The sequence below is a fragment of the Afipia sp. GAS231 genome, assembly GCF_900103365.1.
GTDB lineage: Bacteria > Pseudomonadota > Alphaproteobacteria > Rhizobiales > Xanthobacteraceae > Bradyrhizobium.
Genome location: NZ_LT629703.1, coordinates 3,394,031 through 3,420,490, shown reverse-complemented (window position 1 = coordinate 3,420,490; position 26,460 = coordinate 3,394,031). Strand labels below are relative to the sequence as shown.

General features: G+C 62.9%; 22 protein-coding genes and 1 tRNA gene. 14 read left to right on the top strand and 9 right to left on the bottom strand.

Features of this window, described 5'->3' with window-relative positions; genetic code table 11:
- Window positions 1-141: 141 nt before the first annotated feature.
- Window positions 142-777 carry an aspartate/glutamate racemase family protein gene (locus BLS26_RS16165; protein ID WP_092512701.1) on the top strand — a complete coding sequence of 212 codons (636 nt, stop codon included), beginning with the start codon at window positions 142-144 and terminating at the stop codon, window positions 775-777.
- Window positions 778-848: 71 nt separating this feature from the next.
- A complete protein-coding gene (locus BLS26_RS16160) occupies window positions 849-2,099 on the top strand; it encodes a serine hydrolase (RefSeq protein ID WP_092512700.1) in 1,251 nt (416 codons plus the stop codon).
- Window positions 2,100-2,296: 197 nt separating this feature from the next.
- Here BLS26_RS16160 and BLS26_RS16155 read toward each other — a convergent pair whose 3' ends face one another.
- Window positions 2,297-2,638 carry a hypothetical protein gene (locus tag BLS26_RS16155; RefSeq protein WP_092512698.1) on the bottom strand — a complete coding sequence of 114 codons (342 nt, stop codon included), beginning with the start codon at window positions 2,636-2,638 and terminating at the stop codon, window positions 2,297-2,299.
- A gap of 357 nt (window positions 2,639-2,995) precedes the next feature.
- On the opposite strand from BLS26_RS16155, the gene BLS26_RS16150 reads away from it, so the two are divergent.
- Window positions 2,996-4,060, top strand: coding sequence for a ketopantoate reductase family protein (locus BLS26_RS16150; protein ID WP_092512697.1), 1,065 nt, complete (start codon window positions 2,996-2,998; stop codon window positions 4,058-4,060).
- A gap of 565 nt (window positions 4,061-4,625) precedes the next feature.
- Complete coding sequence (locus BLS26_RS16145) at window positions 4,626-5,444, top strand: pentapeptide repeat-containing protein (RefSeq protein WP_092512696.1); 819 nt, start codon at window positions 4,626-4,628, stop codon at window positions 5,442-5,444.
- Between the two features lie 385 nt (window positions 5,445-5,829).
- On the opposite strand, the gene BLS26_RS16140 is transcribed toward BLS26_RS16145, so the two are convergent.
- Window positions 5,830-5,906: transfer RNA gene (locus tag BLS26_RS16140), tRNA-Arg, on the bottom strand.
- Between the two features lie 172 nt (window positions 5,907-6,078).
- Here BLS26_RS16140 and BLS26_RS16135 point away from each other — a divergent pair.
- Window positions 6,079-6,567 (top strand): universal stress protein, encoded by a 489-nt coding sequence (locus tag BLS26_RS16135; protein WP_092512694.1) that lies wholly within the window; start codon window positions 6,079-6,081, stop codon window positions 6,565-6,567.
- Between the two features lies 1 nt (window position 6,568).
- On the opposite strand, the gene BLS26_RS16130 is transcribed toward BLS26_RS16135, so the two are convergent.
- Window positions 6,569-6,973 carry a YccF domain-containing protein gene (locus BLS26_RS16130; protein ID WP_092512692.1) on the bottom strand — a complete coding sequence of 135 codons (405 nt, stop codon included), beginning with the start codon at window positions 6,971-6,973 and terminating at the stop codon, window positions 6,569-6,571.
- Between the two features lie 183 nt (window positions 6,974-7,156).
- Between BLS26_RS16130 and BLS26_RS16125 the strand changes: the two genes are divergently transcribed.
- Window positions 7,157-8,236 carry an LLM class flavin-dependent oxidoreductase gene (locus tag BLS26_RS16125; RefSeq protein WP_092512690.1) on the top strand — a complete coding sequence of 360 codons (1,080 nt, stop codon included), beginning with the start codon at window positions 7,157-7,159 and terminating at the stop codon, window positions 8,234-8,236.
- Window positions 8,237-8,261: 25 nt separating this feature from the next.
- Here the strand turns inward: BLS26_RS16125 and BLS26_RS16120 are convergent, their stop codons facing one another.
- Complete coding sequence (locus tag BLS26_RS16120; protein ID WP_092512688.1) at window positions 8,262-11,369, bottom strand: EAL domain-containing protein; 3,108 nt, start codon at window positions 11,367-11,369, stop codon at window positions 8,262-8,264.
- Between the two features lie 107 nt (window positions 11,370-11,476).
- Between BLS26_RS16120 and BLS26_RS37060 the strand changes: the two genes are divergently transcribed.
- Window positions 11,477-11,611: a hypothetical protein gene (locus tag BLS26_RS37060; RefSeq protein WP_256385928.1), complete on the top strand. Its 135-nt coding sequence runs from the start codon at window positions 11,477-11,479 to the stop codon at window positions 11,609-11,611.
- A 44-nt stretch (window positions 11,612-11,655) separates the two neighbouring features.
- Here the strand turns inward: BLS26_RS37060 and BLS26_RS16115 are convergent, their stop codons facing one another.
- Window positions 11,656-13,446: a bifunctional diguanylate cyclase/phosphodiesterase gene (locus BLS26_RS16115; protein WP_092512686.1), complete on the bottom strand. Its 1,791-nt coding sequence runs from the start codon at window positions 13,444-13,446 to the stop codon at window positions 11,656-11,658.
- A gap of 203 nt (window positions 13,447-13,649) precedes the next feature.
- Window positions 13,650-14,612 (bottom strand): sensor histidine kinase, encoded by a 963-nt coding sequence (locus BLS26_RS16110; protein WP_092512684.1) that lies wholly within the window; start codon window positions 14,610-14,612, stop codon window positions 13,650-13,652.
- A gap of 185 nt (window positions 14,613-14,797) precedes the next feature.
- On the opposite strand from BLS26_RS16110, the gene BLS26_RS16105 reads away from it, so the two are divergent.
- The 3 genes from BLS26_RS16105 to BLS26_RS16095 all read left to right on the top strand — a co-directional run bounded on the left by BLS26_RS16105 (window position 14,798) and on the right by BLS26_RS16095 (window position 17,389).
- Window positions 14,798-15,640 carry an SDR family NAD(P)-dependent oxidoreductase gene (locus tag BLS26_RS16105; protein ID WP_092512682.1) on the top strand — a complete coding sequence of 281 codons (843 nt, stop codon included), beginning with the start codon at window positions 14,798-14,800 and terminating at the stop codon, window positions 15,638-15,640.
- A gap of 136 nt (window positions 15,641-15,776) precedes the next feature.
- Complete coding sequence (locus BLS26_RS16100) at window positions 15,777-16,271, top strand: cupin domain-containing protein (RefSeq protein WP_092512680.1); 495 nt, start codon at window positions 15,777-15,779, stop codon at window positions 16,269-16,271.
- A 92-nt stretch (window positions 16,272-16,363) separates the two neighbouring features.
- A complete protein-coding gene (locus BLS26_RS16095) occupies window positions 16,364-17,389 on the top strand; it encodes an adenylate/guanylate cyclase domain-containing protein (RefSeq protein ID WP_092518112.1) in 1,026 nt (341 codons plus the stop codon).
- Here BLS26_RS16095 and BLS26_RS16090 read toward each other — a convergent pair.
- On the bottom strand, window positions 17,376-18,752 hold the full coding sequence (locus BLS26_RS16090) for a cytochrome P450 (protein WP_092512678.1): 1,377 nt from the start codon (window positions 18,750-18,752) through the stop codon (window positions 17,376-17,378). The two genes, BLS26_RS16095 and BLS26_RS16090, sit on opposite strands and share 14 nt — an antisense overlap.
- A gap of 217 nt (window positions 18,753-18,969) precedes the next feature.
- On the opposite strand from BLS26_RS16090, the gene BLS26_RS16085 reads away from it, so the two are divergent.
- Entirely contained in the window at window positions 18,970-19,782 is an 813-nt protein-coding gene (locus tag BLS26_RS16085) for a DUF4886 domain-containing protein (RefSeq protein WP_092512676.1), read from the top strand.
- A 76-nt stretch (window positions 19,783-19,858) separates the two neighbouring features.
- Here the strand turns inward: BLS26_RS16085 and BLS26_RS16080 are convergent, their stop codons facing one another.
- Window positions 19,859-21,100, bottom strand: coding sequence for an LLM class flavin-dependent oxidoreductase (locus tag BLS26_RS16080; RefSeq protein WP_092512674.1), 1,242 nt, complete (start codon window positions 21,098-21,100; stop codon window positions 19,859-19,861).
- 176 nt (window positions 21,101-21,276) lie between these two features.
- Here BLS26_RS16080 and BLS26_RS16075 point away from each other — a divergent pair, with 176 nt between their 5' ends.
- On the top strand, window positions 21,277-21,981 hold the full coding sequence (locus BLS26_RS16075; RefSeq protein WP_092512672.1) for a VOC family protein: 705 nt from the start codon (window positions 21,277-21,279) through the stop codon (window positions 21,979-21,981).
- Between the two features lie 189 nt (window positions 21,982-22,170).
- Here the strand turns inward: BLS26_RS16075 and sthA are convergent, their stop codons facing one another.
- Window positions 22,171-23,565 carry a Si-specific NAD(P)(+) transhydrogenase gene (sthA, locus tag BLS26_RS16070; RefSeq protein ID WP_092512670.1) on the bottom strand — a complete coding sequence of 465 codons (1,395 nt, stop codon included), beginning with the start codon at window positions 23,563-23,565 and terminating at the stop codon, window positions 22,171-22,173.
- A 159-nt stretch (window positions 23,566-23,724) separates the two neighbouring features.
- On the opposite strand from sthA, the gene BLS26_RS16065 reads away from it, so the two are divergent.
- Window positions 23,725-25,137 (top strand): MFS transporter, encoded by a 1,413-nt coding sequence (locus tag BLS26_RS16065; protein WP_092512668.1) that lies wholly within the window; start codon window positions 23,725-23,727, stop codon window positions 25,135-25,137.
- Window positions 25,138-25,256: 119 nt separating this feature from the next.
- Window positions 25,257-26,459, top strand: coding sequence for a PHB depolymerase family esterase (locus BLS26_RS16060; protein WP_172804615.1), 1,203 nt, complete (start codon window positions 25,257-25,259; stop codon window positions 26,457-26,459).
- Window position 26,460: the final 1 nt, after the last annotated feature.

Genomic DNA, 26,460 nt, shown 5'->3' with positions numbered 1-26,460 from the left:
AGAAGCCCGTCATTCCGGGATGGTCCGAAGGACCAGACCCGGAATCTCGAGATTCCGGGTTCGCTTCGCGCCCCGGAATGACGAGCCCATTAATAGCGCAACGGGTTGACACCCGCTGCGCCGCCGCCATTACATGCCGACATGCGCATCACCCTCGTCCATGCCCTGAAGCATTCGATTGTGCCGATCGAGGCCTCATTCATGAAACTTTGGCCGGAAGCCCGGCTGATGAACCTGATGGACGACAGCCTGTCGGCCGACCTTGCGCGCGACGGCGGGCTTTCCGACGCCATGACCGAGCGCTTCCTCGGGCTCGGGCGTTACGCTGTTGGTACCGGTTCGGACGCGATCCTGTTCACCTGCTCGGCCTTCGGCCCCTGCATCGAAGCCGTCGCCCGCGCGCATGCGCCGATGCCGGTGCTCAAGCCCAACGAGGCCATGATCGAACAGGCCGCCGCCAAAGGGAAAAGGATCGGCCTGTTGTCGTCGTTCCCGCCGACCCTGGCGTCGATGCCGCGCGAGTTTCCACCCTCGATCCAGATCGTTCCAAAACTCGCGGAAGGCGCCATGGCCGCGCTCGACCGCGGCGACCGCGCCACGCATGATCGTCTGGTCGTGGAAGCCTCCAAGGAGCTGCGCGACTGCGACCTGATCGCGCTCGCTCAATACAGCATGGCGCCCGCGGCGGAACAGGTCGCCGCGGCAACCGGACGTCCGGTGCTGACCACGCCCGACAGCGCGGTGATGAAGCTGAAGGAAATGCTCGGGGTTCGTTAGAGCATGATCCGGAAAAGTGGGTACCGGTTTTCCGGAGAGATCATGCCCAAATAAAAACCAGGGGAAACGCGATGCGGCTCAGCCGGCGCGACACGCTGTTGTTCACGGGAGCCGTTGCCGCTGCGAGCGCGCTTCCCCGCGTTTCCGCGCCGGCCATTGCCGCTGCCCCTCGCACCACCGACATCGACGCCATCCTGAAGGCGCGGGTCGATGCCGGCGACGCGCCGGGCGTCGTCGCCATGGCGGCGACGAAAGACTCCGTGATCTACCAGGGCGCGTTCGGCGTTCGGGCGAAAGGCACGTCTGCGACGATGTCGCTCGACACCGTCTTTGCTATTGCGTCGATGACCAAACTGCTGACCTCCGTCGCGGCCATGCAACTGGTCGAACGCGGCAAGCTGACGCTGGATGAACCCGCAGCACGAATCGATCCGACGCTCGACGCGCCGCAAGTGCTCGACGGCTTCGATGCAAAGGGCACCCCGCAACTGCGGCCTGCGCGAAAGCCGATCACGCTGCGCCAACTGCTGACCCACACCTCCGGCTTCAGCTATCAATTGTGGGACGCGAACGTCCTTCGCTACGGCAAGATAGCCCGCAACGATCCGGCGCTGCCGCGCACGCCGCTGATGTTCGATCCGGACACGCGATGGGCCTATGGCGGCAGTCTCGACCGGGTGGGGCACCTGGTGGAAATCGTCAGCGGCCAAACGCTGGATCGCTATTTTCGCGACAATATCCTTGATCCGCTCGGCATGCGCGACACGGCCTACGCGACCACGGACGCGCAGCGCGCGCGTCAGGCCAACCTGCACATTCGCAAACCGGACGGAACACTCGCGGCGCAGCCTCTGGTGAAGCAGGCCGAGCCGAAAGAGTTTTCCGGCGGCGGTGGTATCAAGTCGACCGCGCCGGATTACCTGACCTTGCTGCAGGCGATCTTGAACGGTGGCGGGCTTCCGGGAAAACGGATTCTCCGGCCACAGACCGTGGAGGGGATGTCCACCAATCAGATCGGCGACATCGCCGCCGGAATCCTCAGGACGACCAGTCCGGCATTGTCCAATGACGTTGATTTCTTTCCAGGCATTCGCCTGCGCTGGGGCCTTGCCGGCATGATCAACATCGATCCGGTCCGCGAGGGCCGTGCGGCCGGCAGCCAGACCTGGGCCGGTCTCTACAACACCTATTACTGGATCGATCCGGCGTCGCGCATCGCCGGCGTGATCATGATGCAGATCCTGCCATTCGCCGACCGCCGTGCGCTGAACGTTTATCGTCAGTTCGAGCGCGGCATTTACCGCGGCGCCAGGCCGGCTTGAGCGACCAGGTGGTCTGACTGAAAACGGACCCCCCCCCTGTCGTCATGGCCGGGCTTGACCCGGCCATCCACGTCTTGTTTTGCAAAAGAGAAGGACGTGGATGCCCGGCACCCGGCTACGCCAAGGCCTTGTCTGTCTGGCTCGCCGAAGCTTTAGCGAAGGCGGCAAGGCCGGGCATGACGGAGAATGACTGGCTGTCAGCCCTCTTTCTTCGCGGTCTTCTTGGCCTTCTTGGCCGGCTTCTTCGCGGCCGCAGCCTTCTTCGCGGCTTCAGCCGCCTCTTCCTCGGCGTTCTTGATCGCCCGGGCATAGCTGTCGGCGGTGTTCTCGGCCGAGATTTGCAGCCGCTTGGCCGCGGCGGCGCCGAGCAGCATCGTGCTCTTGGCGACCAGCCGGAATTGATCCCGGGCTTCCCTGGTCTTGGCCTTGGCCGCGCGGGCCATGATCTGGCCGCGCCGCTTCTTGGCGGCCGCCATCACGCTCTTGCTCTGCGCCTTTGCGATTTGCCGGATGATGACGTCGAGATCGGCTTCAGCCATTGCTACTCACTCCTTGCCGCACCGTCCTTAGGGGGCGTTGAGCACTGCCGTGCCACGTTCGGCAGAAATGGGCAATATCGCCGCTTCGCTTCGCCACCGCGGCAAGCGGCACGCAGGTATCCGGCGGGATAAAACGAGAACGGTCGTACGATTGTACTGCCTCGCAATTTGCGATAAACGCGCCCAACTCCTGAACTGACCGGGCGGTACCCTCGTGGTGGGGCCAGTCCTGGACCGTCAGTCCCGACCTCTTTCGTTCCGCGGCCCACGCGGACCTTTGGCGGACTTCCGGTAGGTTTGGGGTGACCTTGAAAATTCCGGCACTGAAAATCGAGCTCTGTTTTTGGAAGAGAGATCATGGCGCGTAACATTCTGATCCTTGGGGCCTCGTACGGCTCGTTGCTGGCGACCAAGCTGTTGATGGCCGGTCATAACGTCTCGCTGGTCTGCCGCAGCAAGACCGCCGAACTGATCAACCGCGACGGCACCGAAGTCCGCATCAAGCTGCGCGACGAAGCCGTCCACCGCGCCATCTTCTCGCGCGACCTGCCCGGCAAACTCGATGCGGTTACGCCTCAGGACGTCAACGTGTCCCGCTACGATCTGGTTTGCCTGGCGATGCAGGAGCCGCAATACGCCAACCACTCCGTCCGCGTGCTGATGGTCAAGATCGCCGCGGCCAAGCTGCCGTGCCTGTCGATCATGAACATGCCGCCACTGCCCTATCTGAAGCGCATCCCGGCGCTGGCGGGCATGGATCTGGAAGAGGCCTATACCAACGCCCAGGTGTGGGAGCGCTTCACGCCGGGGCTGGTGTCGCTGTGCTCGCCCGATCCGCAGGCGTTCCGCCCGCCGGAAGAGGCCGCGAACGTGCTTCACGTCGGCCTGCCGACCAACTTCAAGGCCTCGATATTCGAGGACGCGGCGCACAACAAGCTGCTGCGCGAACTCGAAGCCGATATCGACGCGGTGCGGCTGGACGGCCACGACGTTCCGGTCAAGCTCAAGGTGTTCGATTCGCTGTTCGTGCCGCTGGCGAAGTGGTCGATGCTGCTGACCGGCAATTACCGCTGCATCACCCCGCACGAGCCGCAGTCGATCCGCGATGCCGTGCATGGCGATCTGAAGCTGTCGCAATCGATCTATGACCATGTCGACTCGGTCGCCCGGCGTTTGGGCGCCGATCCGCAGGATCAGGTGCCGTTCGCGAAATACGCCAAGGCGGCGGAAAGCCTGCTCAAGCCGTCGTCGGCGGCCCGGGCCGTCGCCAGCGGCGCGCCCTTCATCGAGCGGGTCGACCTGCTGGTGAAGTTGATTTCGCATCAGCTCGGCGCGGCCAGCGCCGAGATCGACCGCACCGTCGATATCGTCGATCAGAAGCTGAACGAGAAGATCGTGGTGGGCGGATCCAGCGCGGTGTGACGCGCTGCCGTCCTTGTCTCATCGTTAAGCGGGTGCGTGGAATCCTTCCGCGAGTGCTTGCCAAACCGGGCAGCGCGGTAGCCGTTCTCATTTTGCGATAATTGAAAAGTGCAGCTGATTTGCCCGACGGGTCGCGTGTCGGCTCAAATCGCCGGTTCCGGCGGTCGCCGGCTGCTTTGCGTGGGGTTGTTTTCGATATTTTTGGGCGAGAGCTACGGCGTCACAGTGAGACACCCCGCGTGAAGGCGCATAGGCCGGCAAGGTCTTCGCCGCAACAAAATGGCGCACCACGGCCGATGAAGATGGGCACTATTGTTTTGCCGTAGCCCTATGATGCAGCGTCCTGGTTGCGCGCTCCAAATCGCCAGGACTGCGATCTGGCACCTCGCCCTCGCGGGCAGCTTTTGCCTCGGACGGGGCGGTCACGAGCATTGCCAGGATCATGATCGGGTTTCATACTCTGGCATGAGCCGGAGGCGCACCTCGACCAGCCAACCTGACGGTGCGACCAACCCGACCAAATGCAAGAGACAATACCGGGCTACTGGAAAGCGGAGAGACGGCGATGCTGTTTCGTCTCGCATTTGCTCTTGTGTCGATGACGGCGCTGCTGGTCAATCCGATTGACGCCGTGTCGCAGGACATGCTGCGCAGCGTCGATCTCAACAGTCCCGAAATGTCGACATCGGAGATGACGCGCGCCGAGGTCGAGGCGCTTCTCAAGGCGGCGCCTCAAGACGCTGCGGGCCAACGCTCTGCAGATTTGCAAGGAAAGCGGCTCTCGCACCTCGATCTCTCGGGCCTCGACTTCTCCGGCGGCAATCTTCGCCTCGCAAAGTTCATCGGGACCAGCCTTAAAGGCGCGCGCTTCGATCGGGCCATCCTGAACCAGGCTTGGCTGATCGACGCCGATTTGACGGAGGCGTCTCTCGCAAAGGCATCGCTGCTCGGCACACAGATGCAGCGCGCCAGGCTTGGCGGCGCCGATTTGAGCGGCGCTCGCATAACCGCAGATCTTTCCGGTGCCAGCCTGATCGGGGCCAAGCTTGCGGGCGCCGATTTGAGCGCTGACATGCGCAACCAATCGATGGGCCTGATGCGTGGCGTACTCAAATCCGCCGATCTTAGGAATGCGGATCTGAACGGCGCCAATCTCTCGCGCGCCGATCTCGAATTCGCGAAGCTGCAGAACGCGAATTTGGCGAATTGCGATCTCAACCACGCTGACCTTGCGGGAGCCGACTTATCCGACGCCAATCTCGCCGGCGCCGATTTCACCGGGACCGACCTTGCGTCGGCCCTCTTGCCGAGCGCGGCCGCGCTGGCCCAGACCCGCAATCTAGACAGGGCCCGGAACTTGAACTTGGCGCGGAAATTACGGTGACAGTGCACCAAACTATTGTGAATCACGGCTCGACGACGAGCCGCCGCCCGCCTTTCACCTGCTGGCTGCCTTCAATTTCCATCGGCAGCTCGTCCTCAATGGTGTACCCTCGCGGAATATGATCCCATCGATGCATTGAAGCTGTCACGATGCAGCGTCCAATCATAGGTGAGGGAGTTTCGCATGACGTCACCGAACCGCGGCCGTTGCGCGCCCATGGTCGCTTTAACGGATTTTGCGATGATGAAGTCGTGCCGCTGATTTGCCCGACGTGTCAAGTATCGGCTCAAAGCGCCGGTTCCGGCGACCGCCCGGCTACTTTGCATGGGGTTGTTTTCGATATTTTTGGCGGGAGCCCGCGGCGGCCCGGCGTAACGATGAAATATGGCGCACCCGACACGATTCGAACGTGTGACCTTTGCCTTCGGAGGGCAACGCTCTATCCAGCTGAGCTACGGGTGCAACAGGGCATCATTTAGCCGATTGGCCCGGCAGGGGCAACGGCCCTTCCGGGGGTGGGGACGACTAAGGTGGCACTATTCGGGGCGCGTTTCCTGCCAAAAAACGCATCCGTTCCGGCCAATTGGTGCTAGGCTTGGCGCGTTGATCTTCTCACCATCGATGGGGACGTCCGATGTATAAGAAGGTTCTTCTCGCCTATGACGGATCCGTTGAGGGACGGCGTGCGTTGCGCGAGGGTGCGAAGCTGGCGCAGCTCTGCCGGGCCGAGGTTTTTCTGCTGGCTGTCGTCGAGGTTTCCTCGATCATGACGCCCGAGGCCGGGCTGACGATACCGATCGAGCTGCAGACCGAGGACTACCGGGCCATCCTGAATGAAGGCGCGGACCGCCTGAGGGCGCTGGGCTTCTCCCCCACCTCGCGTCTCGAGGTCGGCGACGCCGGCCAGAAAATAGCCGAAGTCGCCGAGGAAATCGGCGCCCATCTCGTTGTCGTCGGTCATCGCCCGCAAGGGCCGCTGGCGCGCTGGTTCGGCTCGATCGGCAGCTACCTGGTCAAGCGCCTGCGCTGCAGCGTGCTGGTCGGTCAGACCGAGATCAGCGACGATGAATTCGAGCGGCTGAAGCCGCCCGAAAAGGTGGCCTCGGCTGGATCTCCCATTTAGATCACGCGGGGACGATAACCTTGCCGATCGGCCACAGCGCGATGCCGGCAAGCTTCAGATGCGCCCACGCAAAGGGAATGCCGATGATGGTCACCGCCATCAGGACCGCCGTGATGACGTGCCCGAGCGCCAGCCACCATCCCGCCAGCACCAGCCAGATGATGTTGCCGATGACGCCGAGCGGACCGGTGCCGACATCCTCCTGTCCGGTGTAGACCGCACGCGACACCGCCCGGGAGCCGAACGGGAACAGCGTGTAGGCCGCAATGTTGAATGCGGCCCGCGCCCAGGGAATGCCGACGATCGTGATCGCCATGACGACGGCGGCGACCAGCCAGCCGAACGCCATCCACGCGCCGCCAAGCACGATCCAGAGAACATTCAGGAGCAATGAGACCGGGGACATGGCTGTAATCTCTATCTGGCAAGGACGGGATGGAAATCAGAATACGCCGGAGGCCGCATTGATACAAATCAGAACCGTGCGGCGCCGTGAACCGGATTGCCGCGGCCGGCGCAGCCGTTAAACTCCTCCCTGGAACCTGTCATAAGACGATCAAGCGACAGGCACGCCCGGGGAGAAGCGTTCATGCGTCCGCTCGAATTCGGCTGGTACCTGCCCACCCATGGCGACACCACCGCATACGGCTTGATGGAGGCGCAGATTGCCGGCTCTCCGGAACTTTGCGACCGCGTGGTGCAGGCGGCGGAAAAGGCCGGCTTCGAATATCTCCTGATCCCGGTCGGCTCGACGTGCTGGGAGGCCTGGATATCGGGCGCCTTCATGGCGGCGCGTTCGTCGACCATCAAGCCGCTGATCGCGGCGCGGCCCGGCTACATCAATCCGGTGCTGCTGGCGAAGATGATCTCGACCTTCGACCAGATGTCGGGCGGACGGATCTGCGTCAACCTGATCGCGGGCCAGAATGAAAGCGAAGTCGAAGGCGAGGGCGTGCGCTATCCCAAGGAGGAGCGCTACGCCCTGATGGAGGAGGAAGTCTCGATCCTCAAGGCGCTGTGGACCACGCGCGGCCCGCTCAACTTCGAGGGCAAGTTTCACAAGCTGTCCGGCGCCCATATCCGGCCGCGCCCGTTGCAGCAGCCGTTTCCGAAATTCTATCTCGGCGGCGGCTCGCGTCAGGCCTGGGAATTGTCGGCCAAGCATTCCGACGTGCATCTGTTCTGGGGCGACCTGCCGGAAAAGATCGCGTCCAATATCGCCGAGATCAGGCAGATGGCGCGCCCACATGGCCGCGAAAACGATATCGGCTTCGGCATGCGGTTGCAGGTGATATGCCGTGAAGATGAAGCGGATGCCTGGGAGGCCGCGGACCGGCTGGTGCGCCACGCCACCGAGCGTCAGAAGCAGGAGATGAAGACGCTCTACAACAGGTCCGAGGCGAACCAGCGCGTGCAGCAGCTCGCCCGCGAACACGGCGACCTGCTGCTGCCGCATCTATGGACCGGGATCACCAAGGTCCGCCCAGGTGCGGGTATCGCCGTGGTCGGCAATCCCGCCCAATGCGCCGAAACGCTGCAGCAATTCATCGATGCCGGTTGCCATTCGTTCTGCCTGTCCGGTTATCTGCACGACGAGGAGGCCGAGCGCTTTGGGCGACTGATCAGGCCCATTCTCGCCGAGAACAACCGCGGCCGCTGGGCCGCGTAAGGTTTGCGATGACCGGACCGGCGGCTCAGGCCGAAGCGCGCGCCTTTTCGCTGGAAACGCCGAGCAGCGGGCGGATCTCGCTGGCCGGCTTGGGCCGGCTGAACAGATAACCCTGCATCTGGGTACAGCCGAGCTTGCGCAACACCTCGCGCTGCGCCTCGGTTTCGACGCCTTCGGCGGTGGTGGTCATATTGCGTGCCGTGGCGATGTTCACCACCGCCTGCACGATCGCCGCCGAACCGTCGACCTCGATGTCGCTGACGAAACAGCGGTCGATCTTGATCTTGTCGAACGGGAACCGTTTCAGATAACTCAATGACGAGAACCCGGTGCCGAAATCGTCGAGCGCAATGCGCACGCCGATGCCGCGGAGCTGATGCAGGATCGCGAGTGCGGTTTCGTCATCATGAATCAGCACGGCCTCGGTGATTTCGATCTCCAGCCGGTCCGGCGACAGCCCTGAGGCGGCGAGCGCGCGGGCGATCCGCAAGGCCAAAGTGGAGGATTTCAACTGCACCGGTGAGACGTTGACCGCAAGCCGGATCGGGGATGGCCACGCGGCCGCTTCGGCGCAGGCGGTCTGCATCACCCAATCGCCGAGTTCGTTGATCAGGCCGGTGTCCTCGGCGAGCGGAATGAATTCCGCCGGCGACACCATGCCGCGTTCGGGATGCCGCCAGCGCAGCAGCGCTTCGCAGCCGCTCACCTCGTTGCTCGCGAGATCGACCAGCGGCTGATAGTGGATTTCGAAGCCGCCATCGATCATCGCCTGACGAAGATCCTGCTCCATGGTGAGCCGGGCCTTGGCGCGGGCGTCCATCGCCGGCTCGAAGAAGCGGTGGGTGCGGCGCCCTTCGGCCTTGGCGCCGTACATCGCCAGATCCGCGCTCTTGATCAACTGGTCGAGTTCGGTGCCGTCCTGCGGCGCCAGCGCGATGCCGATGCTGGCGTCGGTCGACAGATGGTGGCCGAGGCACTGATAGGGCTGGCGGATCGCCTCGTGAATTCGCGTCACGAATTCCACCACGTCGGCACGGTCGCCGACGGCGGTCTGGATCACGGCAAATTCGTCGCCGCCGAGGCGAGCGATCAGATCGGTCGGCTTGATGCAGCCCCTGATGCGCGCCGCGACGGCTTTCAGCAATTCGTCGCCGACATGGTGTCCCAGCGAGTCGTTGATGCCCTTGAATTCGTCGATGTCGATGTAGAGCAGGGCGAACTGTTCGCCCCGAATGGCGTTCTGCAGCTCGCGCTCGATCTGCTCGCGGAACAGCACCCGGTTGGGCAGGTCGGTGAGCGCATCGTAATGCGCGAGATGCGCGATCTTTTCGTTGGCGTTGCGGCGTTCGGTGACGTCGTCGACGACATTGACGATGTAGCTGGGTTCGCCCGCGGCGTCGCGTATCACCAGCCGCTTGGAGGTGATGTAGCTCGTGCCCTTGGCCTGGCTTTCCCAGGCGTGCTCGTCCTTGAACAGGCCGTCGGTGGATTGCAGCGCCTTCTCCTCGTCGGCCAGGATCGTGTCGGCGCCGGCCTTCGGAAACAGCTCGAAAGCCGTCCTGCCGACGATGAGGTCGCGCGAAATGCCGAACTGAGCCTCGGCCACGCGGTTGACCAGCAGATAGCGGCGATCCTGCACGCCCTTCACCGTGATCTGCGAAGGAATGTGATCGATGATCTCGCTCAGGAAGGCCTGGTTGCGGTCGCGTTCCTGTTCGAGCTTGCGGCGCTCGGTGATGTCTTCCATCGTGGCGACCCAGCCGCCATGCGCCAGCGGCTTGCTGATCGCGAGGTAAGAGCTTCCGTCGGCGGATTGCATGGTGGTCTGGTCCATTCTGCCGCGTGCGATGTTCTGCATGATCCTGGAACAGAATTCGTCGACGTCTCCAGAGAAGGATCCGGTGTCCTTGCGGTGCTGCATCAGGTCGCGCAAATGCGCGCCCGGCTTCACGATCTCGTTCGACAGCCCGAACATGTCGATGTAGCGCCGGTTGAAGGTGACGACATGCCCCGAAGCGTCGTACATCACCAGGCCCTGGATCATGTTGTTCAGCGCGGTGTCGAGCTGGCGCCGCTCCGACTCCAGCCGTTGCTGCGCTTCACGGCTCTGCCGGGTGATCTGCCGGATGATCAGAAACAGAATAACTGCGACCACCATCGCCGACAGCGCTGCGGCGACAACCAGGAATCTGGTTTGCGCGCGCCAGTCGGCCAGCGCGGCCGAGACCGTGTTGGTCGCGATCACGACCCCCGGGAAATGCTCCAGGGGCGCCGCGGAGCCAAGCCGGTCCGTGCCATCGATCGGACTCATCATGCGTAGCGTCTGGGCGCCGCCGCGGGTCTGGACGCGCTCCAGCAGCGGCGCGTTCTTGAACTTCTGCCCGATCATCGCGTCGACGCGCGGATAGCGGGTCAGCAATGTCCCGTCGTTGTGGAACATGCAAAGGGTGGCGCCACTTCCGAGTGCAATGGTGGCGAAGAATTTTTCGTAGTTGGCGGGATTGATGCGCCGCGTCATGACGCCGAGAAAGATCCCGTCGGCCCCCGTCAGTCGATGCGCAATCACGGTATTCAGATTGCCATTGATCAGGCTTGGCACCGCCTCGGTCAGGATCGACGGCGCCAAGGGATCGGATTTGAAAGTCTGAAAGTAGGCACGGCCGGAAATGTCCAGCTTGGGCGGGGGTGAGGGCCTCGACCAGCTGATGATCGCGCCGTCAGAGTCGAAAATTGAAATGTCGCCCAGATACGACAGCGCGCCGCCTTTAGACCTCAGGATCTCCTGCGCATCGACGCTCGCGATCCGGTACCTGAACATCACGGGCGAATCGATATCGGAAATGCGCAGCCGCGCGATCGTATCGGCGGCAATCGCGTCGGAATCCTCGAATTGCTCGTCGAAGTGGCGGGCGAGCAACTGGACGGTATTCTCCAGTTCGCGCTCGCCGTTGACCAGCGCGCGCTCGCGGAATTCGGCGGTCATCATGATGGTGCCGGCGAAGATCGCCGCGACCAGAAGGCCGCCGCAAAAGGTCAGCCACAGCACCGGCCCCCGGATCGTCGCGGCCAGATGCCGTCCGACCGCCCGGGCCCGGGAGCTGATGCCCCGCACGTAATGAAAGAGATCGCGCATTCCCCCTTCTCCCGGGAATATGCATACAATGTAAGGATGTCATAAGCGGTTAGGAAAACCGGTTACCCAAGGCTTAAGACTTAAAGGCTCAACCGGGCGCGCCGGCCATGAGGCTGCCGGCTTGCCCCAACGGCCAAGGGGGCATCATCGGTTACTACGACCTGGTCTCGATGACGCTGATCACCATGCAGGCCGGATCGCCCAACGACAGCGTGAAGCCGCTGCCGGTGCTGACGAAGTGACATGATCCGTCATGCCCGGCCATGACGGCGGTAACTGTCCAACATCAGCGCCGATAGCCGCCGCTACGCGAATAGACCGGGCGGCTTTCCTGGGCCGGGCGGCTACTGAGGCTGGCGCGCGCTTCGCTGGCAAGCGGGATCGCCGGCTTGAGGTCTTCCAGGAAAATCGGCCTCGAGAAATAATAGCCCTGCGCGTAGCGGATCTTGGTCGCGGCCTGCAGATAGGCCAGTTCCTCGAAGGTTTCGATGCCTTCGGCCACCACGGTCATGCCGAGTGCTTCACTCAGGGATTCAATCGCGCGCAAGATACCCTGGCTCCGCGGGCGCTTATGGATGTCGGTGATGAAGGAGCGGTCGATCTTGATCTCGTCGGCGGTAATGTCGGCCAGCGCCGACAGCGACGAATAGCCGATGCCGAAATCGTCGATCGAAATGCCGACGCCAAGTCTGCGGAAAATCGGCAGGATCTCGTCCTGGAAATGCGTCTTGGTGACGAAGGCGTCTTCGGTCACCTCGACCATGAAGCGCTTCGGAAATCCGGTGGCCTCGATCGCCTGGGCAAACGGCCGCATGAATTCGGAATTGCCGGCCTGCTTGGCCGCGACGTTGATGCTGATCGTGGTGTCGGGTCCGAAGGTCTCGTTGATCAGGTCGATCGATTTGACGATCTCGGCCAGCACCAGATGGGTCAGTTCGTCGATCAGGCCGAGTTCGACGGCCAGATTGATGAAGGTGCCCGGTGCCTGAATCACGCCCTCGTCGTCCCTCAACCGCACCAGCGCCTCGATACCCTTGACCTCCTTGGTCCTGATGTCGACCTTGGTCTGGAATGCGCAGCAGAAGCGCTTTTCCAGGATGGCCAGTCGCAGCGACTGCTCGACCTTGGTCCGCGCCTGCGCCTCCCGTTCCATGCTGGAATCGAAGAATGCCGCGGCTCCCCTGCCGCTGTTCTTGACGCGGTACATCGCGATGTCGGCGTTCTGGCGCAACACGTCATAGCTGCGCCCGTGTTCGGGATAGAGACTGACGCCGATCGAGGTCGAGGCGAAGATTTCGGAATCGTCGATGAAGAACGGCGCCTTCATCCGCTGCAGGATGAAGGCAATGAACTCCGCGACCTCGCTCTCGCTCTGGATCGGGTTCAACAGCAGCACGAATTCGTCGCCGCTGATCCGTGACAGGATATCGGATTCGCGAAGATCCAGCCCAAGCCGCTTGGCCATTTCCACCAGCAGTGAGTCGCCGATGGTGTGGCCGTAATAATCGTTGATGTGCTTGAAATTGTCGACGTCGAGAAACGCCAGCGCGAAATGACCCTGTCCGTCGTCGCGCTGCAAAAGGCTGTTGACGCGATGTTCGATCACGCGGCGGGTCGGCAGGCCGGTCAGTTCGTCGTAGTAGGCCGAGCGGAACAGCTGATCCTCGAACGCCTTCTGCTCGGTGATGTCGGCGGAGCTCGACAGCAGGAAGTTGCGGTCGGCGATCCGCACCGGCCGGTGCGAGGTCAGAAATATCTGTTTGGTCTGGCCGCTTGTAACGGCCTCCTCCAGAACCGCCGCGCGGCCGGAGCGGAGCAATTCAAGGCAGGTTTCGCGGCGGTCGCCGGCTTGTGATGGCGCCGGCTCGGCGGCCGTCATCTGCAGCAAAGTGGGTTGCAACAAAGTCATGGCGGCATCGTTCGCCAGCAGGAATTCGCCGCGCTCGTCCTGAACCGTCACGCCGGCCGGGAGCAGCCTGAAAACATCGCGCAGGATGTTCAGTTCGGAGTCGATGGCGCTTTCATTCTCGGCCGCGATCGCGGCCGCCTGAAAGGCATGTTTGTTGGCACTGTGCATGGCGACCGAGATTGGCAAAGTCCCATATAGCTTTCGTTAAGTGGAACCGGGAAAAGCCATGACGGGGACGCTGGTCGCCGCATTCAAAACAAGTCGCGTCGATCGTCATTAACAGAACGTCAATGCGCCTCACCCTGGGCTTGCGATTGGAGTTGCGGTTCGCGTGTTTGTTGTAGCAATTCCGGCCAGAACCGCAGCCGCGCTCAGTCCGCCGGAATATGGCACTGCATCGCGCAGTGGACCCCGGTCTTCAGGAAATTGATTTCGGTCTTGCCGTCGAACGCGCGCAGTGCCGACTGCAACAGCCGGGTGCCGAAGCCATCCGCTCCGATCTGTTCGATCGAAGGTCCCTCGGTCTCGTCCCAAGTTACGTTGAGGCGATCGTCCGACACCGACCATGACACCTGCAGCATCCCGCGCGGGGAGGAAAACGCGCCGTATTTTCCGGCATTGGTGGCCAATTCGTGAAAGATCAGCGCCAGACTGACCGCCAGCTTGGCCGGAAGAAACAGCGGATCGCCGTTCAGATTGAACCGGACATGGCCGTAAGGTCCAAGCTCGGAGCGAAGCAAGTCCTTGATATCGCAGCCGCTGCCGTCGACCCGCGCGATCAGGTCGTCGGTCGCCGACAGTGCGCGAATGCGGTGATCGATGCTGTCCCAGATCTGCGGCTGGTCCTGCAGCACCTGGTGCAGCACGGCGTGGATGGTCGATGTCTTGTTCTTCAGCCGGTGCTGCAACTCGTCGACGACGAGTTTGCGGTATTCCTCTTCCTCGATCAGGCGTTTTGCGATCTCGCGTTGCTGGGCCACGATCGTCCGGTAGTGCTCGACCCCCCAAATGGTGAGGCCGCAAACCGCCCAGAAGATCAGCAACAGGGCAAACCTGGCGGAATCGGCCAAAGCGCCGCTGAAATTGATGATAACGCCGAGCATGCCGCTCGCGATCGCGGCGCCGATGCCGATCCGCGATCCGCCGACCGCGGTCGCAAAGAATACCGCCGGGAAGTACGGCGTGAAGAAGACATCGGGGCGGAGCTGAGCCAATCCCCACCGCGCCACGGTCGCCAGCGCCAGACAGGACACCGCAAAACCCATGCTGAAAAGCGGCGAGGGTTGGGAAATTCCCTGCCAGCCGTGCCTGAACTCGTTGATCAATTTCGTCATCGTTGTTGTCACTTCACGTGATCAGCGAATCCAAAATAAGGCCGACCCTGACGGAAATCCGGGATTTCACCTTGATCGGGCGCAGCAAGCCGATGGCGGCGGATGATCCGGCCTGGAACCAGCTCGCTTGCGTTGTTGGCGGCGGACGGGAATATTGGCTCTAACGATCAACGGGAGATGACGACATGGGACGGCTGGACGGCAAGGTCGCGGTAATCACCGGCGCGACCAGCGGTATCGGATTGCATACCGCGGAAATCTTCGTCGCCGAGGGCGCGAAAGTCGTGATCGCCGGGCGCCGCGCGCCGGAGGGCGAGGCGCTGGCCAAGAAGCTCGGCGCTACCTGCGTTTTTCGCCAGACCGACGTTACGGTGGAAGCGCAGATGCAGGCGCTGATCGCGCTGTCGGTCGAAAAATTCGGCCGCATCGACTGCCTGTTCAACAATGCCGGCGGTCCGGCGCAGACCGGCGGCATCGAGGGGCTTGAGGTCGACCGTTTCGATGCGGCGATGGCGACGCTGGTTCGCAGCGTGATGCTCGGCATGAAACACGCAGCGCCCCAGATGCGCAAACAAGGTTCCGGCAGCATCATCAACAACGGCAGCATCGCCGGCCGGCTGGCCGGCTTTTCGTCGTCGATGGTCTATGGCGCAGCGAAGGCGGCGGTGATCCATCTCACCAAGTGCACGGCGATGGAACTCGGCGAGTCCAATATTCGCGTCAACTCGATCTCACCCGGCGCGATCGCGACCGGCATCTTTGGCAAGGCGCTGGGCCTGTCGGTGGAAGCCGCCGAAAGGACCCCGGCGGTGATGCGCGAGGTCTACAAGTCAGCGCAGCCGATTCCGCGCGCCGGCTTACCTGAGGATATCGCCCACGCCGCGGTATTTCTCGCCAGCGACGAATCCTCCTTCATCAACGGCCACGATCTGGTGGTCGATGGCGCGATCACCGGCGGCCGCAACTGGAGCCAGCAGCAGCAGGGCTATGTCGCGCTGCGCAAGGCGTTCGATCAGGGCGCGGGGTAGGGAACGTCGTCATTCCGGCGCGCGAAACGAACTACGATGCGCAATTGCGCATCTGAGAATCTTGAGATTCCGGGTTCGATGCTTCGCATCGCCCCGGAATGACGGTCGTAAAAATCGACATTGAAGGGAGAAGAAAATGTCCGCGATCTTCAAACAACAAGCCGACTCCCGTCCCTTCTATCTCGCCGTCATCGCCGGCCTCGCTTGCGCCGTCGTGATCGGCAAGGCGTTGCCGTCGACCATGGACGCGATCTCGGCGGTCATCGAACCGCTCTGTGCCTCCAGCGATCCGGCCGGCTCAACGCTCGATACCGTCGAGCCGATCTCTTCCCACGCGCTGCCGAACGTGCCGGGCAAGCGCGTGACGATCGTGCGGGTGTTCTACGGTCCCGGCGGTTTTACCCGCGCGCACCGGCATGCCGGCTCCGTCACTGCCTATATCACCAAGGGCGAAATCCGCTCCCAGCTCGCCGGCGGCCCGGTCGAGACCTTCAAGGTCGGCCAGTCCTTCTTCGAGCCGCCCGGCGCCACGCATCTGGTCTCGGCCAATGCCAGCAACACCGAGCCGGCGGAATTGATCGCGGTGTTCGTGGCGGACGAAGGCGCGCAGCTCACGACGTTCGTGGAATAGCAACCTCCCGGCGTACCGCCGCTTGCGAATGAAATCCGATATGCCGATCTGGCAGGTGTATGATCGGGCCGACGCGGCGCGGAGTGGTCGGGATGAATGCGGGACTGGAAAGAAGACTGCGAACATTTGCCGTGGTCGTGGCCGGCGGCGCAATCGCGGGGCTCGCCTTTAACCTCCCGAAAGGTGGTTTGGCCGTCGTGGGCGTCACTTACGGGGTGATGATGAGCGGGACGCTCGCCGCCATCGAACTGTTCGTGCTGGACGGGCTAATGCGCGCCTGGCTCAACGGCCTTTCCTTTACCGTCAACCTGGCCATCAGGAGCGTCATTTACGTCACGATCATCGGTATCCTGCAATGGCTTCAGCTCGGCGAGGCCGTGGCTGGACTGCCGCGGGTAATGTCCAGTACGGCATACTGGTACGGCTTTATCTATTCGGCCGTCATATCGGTTCTTTTCAACCTCGTTTTCAGCATCACGAACTTGATCGGTGGCCGGGCGTTCCTGAACTTCATCACCGGACGCTATCATACGCCCGTAGAGGAGAATCGCTTCGTATTGTTCGTCGATATTGCGGGATCGACAGGGCTCGCCGAGCAGCTCGGCGGCGTTGGTATTCACCGCTTTCTCGATCGGACCTTTCGTCTGCTAACCGTTTCGGTCGAGGATTACCGCGGCGAGGTGCTCAATTATATCGGCGACGAAATCATTGTGACATGGCGGGAACGCGCGGGGACGGTCGATTGCCGTCCGCTACGTTGTTTCGGAGCGATGCGGGAGGATCTGTCGCGTGCGGCCGGGCAGTTTGAACGCGAATTTGGCGCGGTGCCCCGGATTCGCGGCAGTCTGCATTTCGGGCCGGTGATCGTCGGCGAGATCGGCGACGTCAAACGCGCGATCGTCTTCAACGGGGATGTCATGAACACGGCAGCGCGGCTGGAAGAACTCAGCCGAAACGTCGATGGCGGCTTTCTCGCGTCCCGCGCGGCGATGGAGCAATTCGGTTCAGCGCCGCCATTTCCCGTTCGCGAATTGGGGCAGCTCCCGATCCGCGGGCGGGCCGACGGCATCGATGTGGTCGGCATCGATATGCCGGCTCTGCAGCTTACACCGGCTTGATCACAACCCGCAGTCCGTCGCGCGGCTTCGGGATCGGCCACATCTGCCAGTCGGGCTTGTAGCCGGGCTCCAGCGAGACGCTGAGGTTCTGCAGGAAATGCCGCGCGAAGCATTTGGCCTGCATATAGGCGAAGTGCAGACCGAGACACATATGCGCGCCGCCGCCATACGGCACCCAGGCAAAGCGATGGCGGTTGCGCTGCGCTTCGTCGGTGAAGCGAAGCGGATCGAATTTTTCAGGCTCGGGCCAGACATCAGGCATGTGGTGGGTGAACAGCGGGTTGACGCCGACCATGGTGCCGGCCGGAATCGCGTAGCCCTTGAAGGTGAAATCGCGAACCGCCCGGCGCGGCATCGAAGGCACCGGCGGCTTTAATCGCAACGCTTCCTTGAAAGCCATTTCAGTCAGCCGCATGGCTTCGAGATTGTCAAAGCTGGTCGGCGCGTCCGCGGCAATGCCGAGGCTGGAGACTTCGTCGCGCAGCTTTTGCTGCCACTCGGGGTGCGCAGCCAGTTCACCGATGAACGACGTCAGCGACGAGGTCAGCGTATCGTGCGCCGCCATCATCAGGAAACTCATGTGATCGACGATATCCTGCGTCGTCAGCAGCGCGCCGTCTTCGTGGGTCGCGTGGCAAAGCTGCGAGAACAGGTCGTCTCCGCCGCCCTTGGCGCGGCGGATCGGGATCTGTTCGGAGAAATAGGCGACGATGCGCTTGCGGCCCCTGACGCCGCGGGCCATCGGCGTGCCGGGCAGCGGCTTGCGGATCACCGCGACCGAGGCGGCCACCATGTCGACGAAGGCATTGGTGATTTCGTCGACCTCAGGGCCGATGCCGGCGCCGAGAAAGGACGTCGCCGCGAGATCGAGCGTGAGCTGCTTCATCGCGGGGTAAAACAACATCGGCCCCGGCTTGGCCTTCCACTGCGCCACCCGCGCCGCGATCCCGGTGTCGAGCTCGCTCAGATAGGATTTCATCGGGCCGGACTTGAACGCCACCGACAGCGCGCGCCGGTGCAGGCGATGCTCCTCGAAATCGAGCAGCATCAGGCCGCGCGGAAACAACAGGCCGAGAATGCGGCCCCAACCGAGCGTCGAGGAGAACTGCTTGGCCTGGTCGAACAGCACCAGCTCATTGGCGTCGGGCCCGAGCATGACGAGGCTGGTTTCGCCGAACAGATGGCTGCGATAGCACAGGCCGTATTTGGCGGATTGCCGCTCGACCTGCCCCTTGGGGTCGGCGAGCACTTCCAGCGTCTTGCCGATCAGCGGCCAGCCCTCGTCACCCGGAATATGCGTCAGTGAATTGCGCCGCGGCGGGGTGAACGTATAGGCGGGGGAAGCCACAGACTGCATCGACATGGCAATTGCTCCGGTTAACTCGGGCCGCGAACATTATCCACCCGGATGGCGGCTTTGTCGCGGGCCAATATTGCCGCGCCGGCGCGTGATAGCCCGGTGAGGTAAACAACTCTTTGTTCTCTCGCCGCAAAGCGCGGCGCGAAGACCCAAATCGCGTCACAAAGTCGCGAGGCCGTGATAGAGTGCCCAAAAATCACACCGGTCAGGGAGAACGGGAATGACGGGAATCTTTCGGATGCTGGCTGTCGCCATGGTGGCGATATCGGCGGGTTCGACGGCGCTGGCGCAGACCAAGCCGATCGTGACGACGCTGGGACCCGATTTCCCCAAGGCCGAGATGTTCATCGGCAACAGCTTCTTTTATTACAACAATGGCCTGCCCGGCCATGTGTCGCTGATGGAAAAAGCCGCCGATCCCGAGCACAAGCAGGACTACCACGCCACCATGGTTACGATCGGCGGTTCCGGCTTCGACTGGCATGACGTCGAGAATTATTTCCGGCCCAATGCCATCGGCTCTTATTCGTTCGACGACCACAACAACGTCGTCTTCAACAATCGCGACAAGATTGCCGACGCGGCCGTCATGATGGATTGCAGCCAGTGCCCGATCCATCCCAAGCTGAAATCGGTATTCACCGAATACGCCAAAAAGAACAGCGACATCGTCCGCGCCCATGGCGCCAAGCCGATCTTCTTCATGTCCTGGGCCTATGCCGACAAGCCCGAGATGACGGCGCAACTGGCCGAAGCCTACACGGTCGCCGGCAACGCCAACAACGCGCTGGTGATCCCGGCCGGCCTTGCCTTCGCCCGCGCGATAGCAAAGCAGCCTGAACTCAATCTCTATGTCGCAGACAAGCGTCATCCGAGCCTGCCCGGAACCTATCTGGCGTCATGTGTGACGTTCGCGGCACTCACCGGCCGCTCGCCCGTTGGCAACAGCTATCTTGCCGGCATCGATCCGCCGACGGCGGCATTCCTGCAGACGGTCGCCTGGGAGACGGTGCAGGATTATTACGCGAAATAGGCCTTAAGCCCTGGACCAAATGAAAACGGCGCGGAGTGCATCCGCGCCGTCCGCTTTTGTTTGAAGGCCGCTTCGATCAAGCCTTCTGCTTCGCCGCGGCCTTCTGCAAATCAGGCGCGTTGACGGCGGGGATCGCCAACCGTCCGGGGCCGGTGAGCGGCAGCGCTGCTGCGGCCTTTTCGTTCTCCATGATCTTGGCCATTACAGCCTGGCCGGCGCGCTCGAACACCGCGCGGTTCTCCCTCAGGAATGTCTGCGACTCGCGCAATTTTCGGACATAGCCGTTGATTTCCGGGACCACATAGCGCGCCACCATGTCCCAGCTCCGGCGGGTGTTTTCCGGATTGGCCCAGTCATGGACGAAGCCGACGATGGTGCCAACGCCGCCGGACACGTCGATCAGGTTCTTGATGGTTTTGACGAGATCGTCAGGCGTGCCGATGGTGGAGGCGGCGGCCGGACCGCCGGCGGTCTTCTCGATGGCGTCTTCCGGCGAGGAGAACGGCTCCACGCCCGGCCGCTGCAACGTTTTGACGGTATATTCGTTGTGCCAGCGCATCAGCCCGGGGCCGGCCTCGCGCTCGGCCTGTTCGCGGGTTTCGGCAATGTGCCAGGAGAGCAGCACGCGCCAGTCGGCGCGGCTCACGGTGGTGCCGGCTTTCTTGGCGGCATCCTCGGCAAAGCCCCATTGCGTTGGCAGCGCCATCAGGCCCTGCGTCGACATCGAGCCGAGCGAGATGATGCCGATGCCGTATTTGCCGGCCAGCGTCATGCCCGACGGCGAGATCTGCGACGCCACCACGCAGGGCATTTCTTCCTGCAACGGCAGAAGCTGCAGCGCCGCGTCGTTCATGACGAACCAGTCGCTCTTGGCGGTGACGCGCTCGCCCTTGAACAGGCGGCGGATGATGCCGAGCGCTTCGTCCTGACGGTCGCGCTGCGTCATCGGATCGATGTTGAGCGTGTGGGCGTCGGAGGCCAGCGCGCCTGGGCCCGAACCAAAGATTGCGCGGCCGCCGGTCATGTGATCGAGCTGCACCATGCGCTGGGCGACGTTGAAGGGATGATGATAGGGCAGCGAAATCACGCCGGTGCCGAGCTTGATGCGCTTGGTGCGTTCGCCGGCGGCGGCGAGGAACATTTCCGGCGAGGCGATCATTTCCCAGCCCGAGGAATGATGCTCGCCGCACCAGAACTCGTCGAAGCCGAGCGCGTCGATCTGCTCGACGAAATCGAGGTCGCGGCGGAATTGCAGCATCGGATGCTCGCCGATCGGATGATGCGGGGCGAGGAAGGCTCCGAATTTGAGGCGCGCCATGGGGGTTCTCTCCGGATTTATTGTTCTTTGAAAGGGCTCGGGGCCAAACTACGGGGTAGGGGAGAGCAAGGCAATCCTGCAAGCCCGCGGCCCGCGCATGGTTGTCGCGCGAAGGCGGGTGACCTACCGTCGTCCGGAATTTCCCGGCAGTGCAGGTCAGGGGCGAGAGGCAGCATATGAAACTGGCAAAACCCCGCATCGATATCGGCTTTGCGACCAACCACGCGCCGGCGGCGCTCGCCTTCTGGCAGAACGAGATCGGCCTGCCGTTCGACCACACCCAGCCGATCCGCCGCGGCTACAAGCAGCATCGTCACGACCTCTGCGGCTCGATTCTGAAAATCAACCAGGTCTATGAGCCCCTGCCCGACAATCCGCCGTCGGGTTACCGCGAGCTGTTGATTGCGCGCGACGGCATCACTGCGCCGCAACCGATGGCGGATCCGGAGGGCAACCGCGTCGCGCTGGTACCGAAGGGAATGTTCGGGATCGAGCGCATCGGCATCCGTCTCGGCGTTCGCGACGTCGAGGCGCATCGCCGCTTCTACACCGAAGCGCTCGGCCTCGTGCCGGGTGAAGCCACAGACACCGGCGGCGCCGTGTTTCTCGCCGGCGACACGGTGCTGATCGTCGAGCGGTCAGCGGATGCGCCTGATGATGCCGCCTTCGAGGGCAAAGGCTGGCGCTATATCACCTTCCAGGTCTTCGAGGTCGATCGCGAGCACGCGCATGTGCTGGCTCATGGCGGCCGCGAGGCGCGCGCGCCGGTGACGCTCGGAACGACGGCCCGGATCTCGATGGTGCGCGACCCCGATGGTAACTGGATCGAGCTGTCGCAGCGCGCTTCGCTCACCGGTTCGTTAGAGCCGGTGGCTTCGTAATACTACGGAGCTCGGTGCATAAAGATTTAAGAAAACCTGATTAGCTGTTACGTCTGCATTCTAGAACAGAGCGCGAAGAGCCCGGCGCCAAATGTGGCGGTCGAGCCGGAATCTTCTTTTCCTTGAAGATATTTCAGAGAGACGCCGTTCTCAGACGGCGTCTCTTGTTTTGCTTTTGGCTCGTTCGAGCTACCGCGTCATCCGATTCCAGGCATCCAGCCCGGCGATCTTGTAAGCTTCCGCCAAGGTCGGATAGTTGAAGGTGTTCTGGATGAAATAATCGATGGTGCCTTTGAGGTTGAGCACGGCCTGGCCGATATGAATCAGTTCGGTGGCGCCCTCGCCGAGAATGTGCACGCCGAGCAGTCGCCGGGTCTTGGTCGAGAAGATCATCTTCATCATGCCGCTGTTCAGCCCCATGATGTGGCCGCGCGAAGTCTCGCGAAAACGCGCGACACCAACCTCGTAGGGAATGCCGCGCGTGCGCACTTCCTCTTCGGTGAGGCCGGTGGTGGAAATTTCCGGCACCGAATAGATGCCGTAGGGGAAGAATTCCGGCGGCGCCAGCGGCTCCATGCCGAGGGCGTGGCAGGCAGCGACCCGGCCCTGTTCCATCGAGGTCGAAGCGAGGCTCGGAAATCCGATCACGTCGCCGGCGGCGTAAATGTGCGGCACGCAGGTTTGCAACGTCAGCGAATCGACCGTGATGCGGCCGCGGTGATCGACAGTGATCCCAGCGGCGTCGAGATTGAGGCGGTCGGTGGCGCCGACGCGGCCTGCTGCGAACAGCAGCATTTCCGAATGGACGACACGGCCGTCGGCCAGTTTGGTGTGAATGCCGCTACCGTTCCCGCCGTGCTCGATCGAGTTGACGGCGGAGCCGAGCCGGAACGAGACATTGCGGTCGCGCAGCTCGTGCATGAACTCGTCGATCAATTCCTTGTCGATGAAGTCGAGGAAGGTCGGCCGCGGTTCGATCAAGGTCACGGCGACATCGAGCGCGGAGAAGATGGTGGCGTATTCGACGCCGATCACGCCGGCGCCGATCACCGCGAGGCTGCGCGGCAGTTTCGGCAGGTCGATGATCTCGTCCGAGTCGAACACGGTCTTGTTGTCGAACGGCACGTAGTCGGGACGAAATGGTCGCGTACCGCAGGCGATCAGGATATGGGCGGCGGACACAATGCGGGCCTCGCCGTTCGCCGCTGTGATTTCAATCTGGTTCGGCCCGACAAAGCGCGCCTCGCCGGCCGCGGTTCGCACCAGGTTGCGGCTGAACTGATGTTCGAGCACCTCGACCTCGTGATCGAGCGTCTTCTGCAGCCGCACGATCAGGTCGTTGGCGGCGATGTCCTGCTTCACCCGGTAGGACCGGCCGTAGAAGCCGCGTTCGCGCCAACCCGACAGGTTGAGCACGGTCTCGCGCAGGGTTTTGGAGGGGATGGTCCCGGTGTGGACGGAGACGCCGCCGACCCGGCGGCCCTTTTCCACCACCAGCACCGACTTGCCGAGTTTTGCAAACTGCACCGCAGCCCGGCGCCCGGATGGGCCGGAGCCGATCACCAGCATGTCATAGTCGTACATTGAAGGCAGTCCTGAACGCGTCAACGGCCGAATAGTCTGCAGTAATCCCTAATTCCTATGCAGCAATCGGGCCAAATCCTCTTACCTGCGGGGTAATCGCCGGGATGACCGGAATCTGTAACCGTCGGATGCAACAGATTTCGGACAAGGCTCTTCGTCATGCATCAGATCGTTTCAGCTCCCGTGGATTCCTCGCGCCGCTGGTGGGTGCTTGCCACCGTCGTCGCCGCGCAATTCATGTTCGGCGTCGATGCCTTCATCGTCAACGTGGCGATCCCGACCATCGCAACCGAGCTGCACGCCAGCGCGGCGCAGATCGAGGCGGTCATCGCCATCTACCTGATCGCCTATGCGACGCTGGTGGTCACCGGCGGCCGGCTCGGCGACATCTACGGCACCCGCAACATATTCGTCACGGGTGTTGCGGGCTTCACCGCCACCTCGCTGTGGTGCGGGCTCGCGCAATCAGGTCCTGAATTGATCGTGGCGCGGCTAGCGCAGGGGGCTACCGCGGCGCTGATGGTGCCGCAGGTGCTGGCGACGATTCATCTGTTGTTCGCGGATGGCTCGCGCGCCCGCGCCTTCGGCATCTACGGCATCGTGCTGGGGTTGGCCGGCGCCGCCGGCTTCATGTTGGGCGGCATTCTGGTAACGCTGGATCTGGCCGGGCTCGGCTGGCGCGCGGTGTTTTTCGTCAACGTGCCGTTCGGTGCAGTTATCATCGCAGCGGCATTGCGGATCATGCCGATGGCGCCGCGTCGCGCCGGTACGCGGCTGGATATTCCGGGCTCGATCGTGCTGTTTCTCGGATTGCTGTGCCTGATCGGTCCGCTGCTGTTCGGCCATGATGTGCACTGGTCGGCCTGGGTCTGGCTGGCGATGGCAATGGGCGTTGCGATCCTGTTTGCTTTCGTGAAGCTCGAACGGGCGGTGGCCGGCCGCGGCGGCATGCCGTTGATCGATCTTTCGCTATTGTCGGATGCCATTTTCATGCGCGGTCTCGCCGCCGTGTTCTTTTTCTTCTTCGCCAACCTGTCGTTCTATCTGGTCATGACGATCTTCATGCAGCGGGCGCTGCATATTCCGCCGCTGCAGGCCGGTCTCGTGTTCGTGCCGTTGGCGCTGACTTTTGTGATGGCGTCACGCCATGCCGGCGCGCGGGCCCGTCATCGCGGCACGCGGGTGCTGATCGAGGGCTGCGGGGTGCAGATCGCCGGTCTCGCGGCACTGGTGGCGCTGATCGAATCGACCGCTGCGCCGTCGGCAACGCTGCTCGCACTGGTGCTGACGATCTTCGGTTACGGCCAGGGGCTGGTGATGGCGCCGTTGTCGAGCGCGGTGCTTGCGTCCGTGAAGCCGGCGAGCGCCGGCGCCGGCTCCGGCATGTACGGCACGACAGCACATATCGCCAATGCAGCCGGAGTTGCAGCGATTGGCGCGGTATTCTTTGCGGTTGAATCCAGTCAATCGGCGCGGCTGGCCTTGCTGGCCGCATCCGCACTGTTTGCGGCGTCGATCATGATCTGTGCCGCATTTCTGACCTGGATGCGGCACGCGACCGTGACAAATTAACGTCAACGACGAAAATATGATTCAGTGGAATGACAGCACACGGCCTTTTCATTTTGCAGTGCAGCAACTATCTGGTCTGAGTGGCGTTGCCAAAACGGTCGCCCCTCCAGGAGCTGCAATTGTCCCTCGCCCAGAACGTCGAATTCATGCGGCAATTTTCGAAGCTAAGCGGGTTCAATGGCTTGAGTGCCTATGGACGGAGCCCCGCCGCGCCGAGCCCGCTGGTCGAAATCGGCCAATTCGGTACCAATCCCGGCGCACTCCGGATGTTTGCCTTCGTACCGGAACACCTCCAGCGCGCGCCCGCTCTGGTCGTCGTCCTGCATGGCTGCGGACAGACGGCGGCCGGTTACGATCTCGGCGCGGGATGGTCGACGCTTGCGAAGCGCTACGGCTTTGCCTTGCTGATGCCGGAACAGCAGGCCGCCAACAACGCCAACACCTGTTTCAACTGGTTCAATCCGGGCGACGTCGCGCGCGGCCGCGGCGAGGCGGCCTCGATCCGGCAGATGATCGCGCGGATGGTCGCCGAGCACAAAATCGATTCGCGTCGCATCTACGTCACCGGACTTTCCGCCGGCGGCGCCATGACGTCGGTGATGCTCGCGACCTATCCGGAGGTGTTCGCGGGCGGTGCCGTCATCGCCGGTCTTCCTTTCGGCATCGCCAGCAATGTGCGTGAAGCGCTCAGCGGCATGATGCAGTCGTCGCCGCGTTCCGCGCGTGAACTCGGCGATCTCGTGCGCAAGGCTTCGAAGCACAAGGGCCCGTGGCCGAAGTTGTCGGTGTGGCACGGCAGCGCCGACCGCACGGTCAATCCGGCCAACGCCGACGAGATCGTCAAGCAATGGCTCGACGTGCACGGGTTGCCGACGGCTCCGATGTCGACGTCCGAGGTCGACGGCTATCCGCGCGATGTCTGGTGGAATGAAGACGGCGAGACCGTGGTCGAATCCTACACCATCACCGACATGGCCCACGGCACGCCGCTGGGGATCGCCAGCGGCAGTGACGAAAGCTACGGCACCGCAGGCGCGTTCCTGATCGAGGCCGGGATTTCGTCGTCCTATCACATCGCGAATTTTTTCGGCCTGACCGAACGCGTCAGCCAACCCAACGAAGTCGTCGCCAAGCCGGCGCCAAAGCCGGTCATTCCGTCGGCCGCCACCGCATCGCTGCAGTCGCCGGACCTCGCCGCCACGCTGTGGCCGCGGACGGCGATAGGTCGTCCGGTCATCCCGCCGCGCCCGCGAAAGCGCAACAGCATCGACGTCGGCAGCGTCATCACGCGCGCGCTGACGGCCGCGGGATTGATGAAATAGC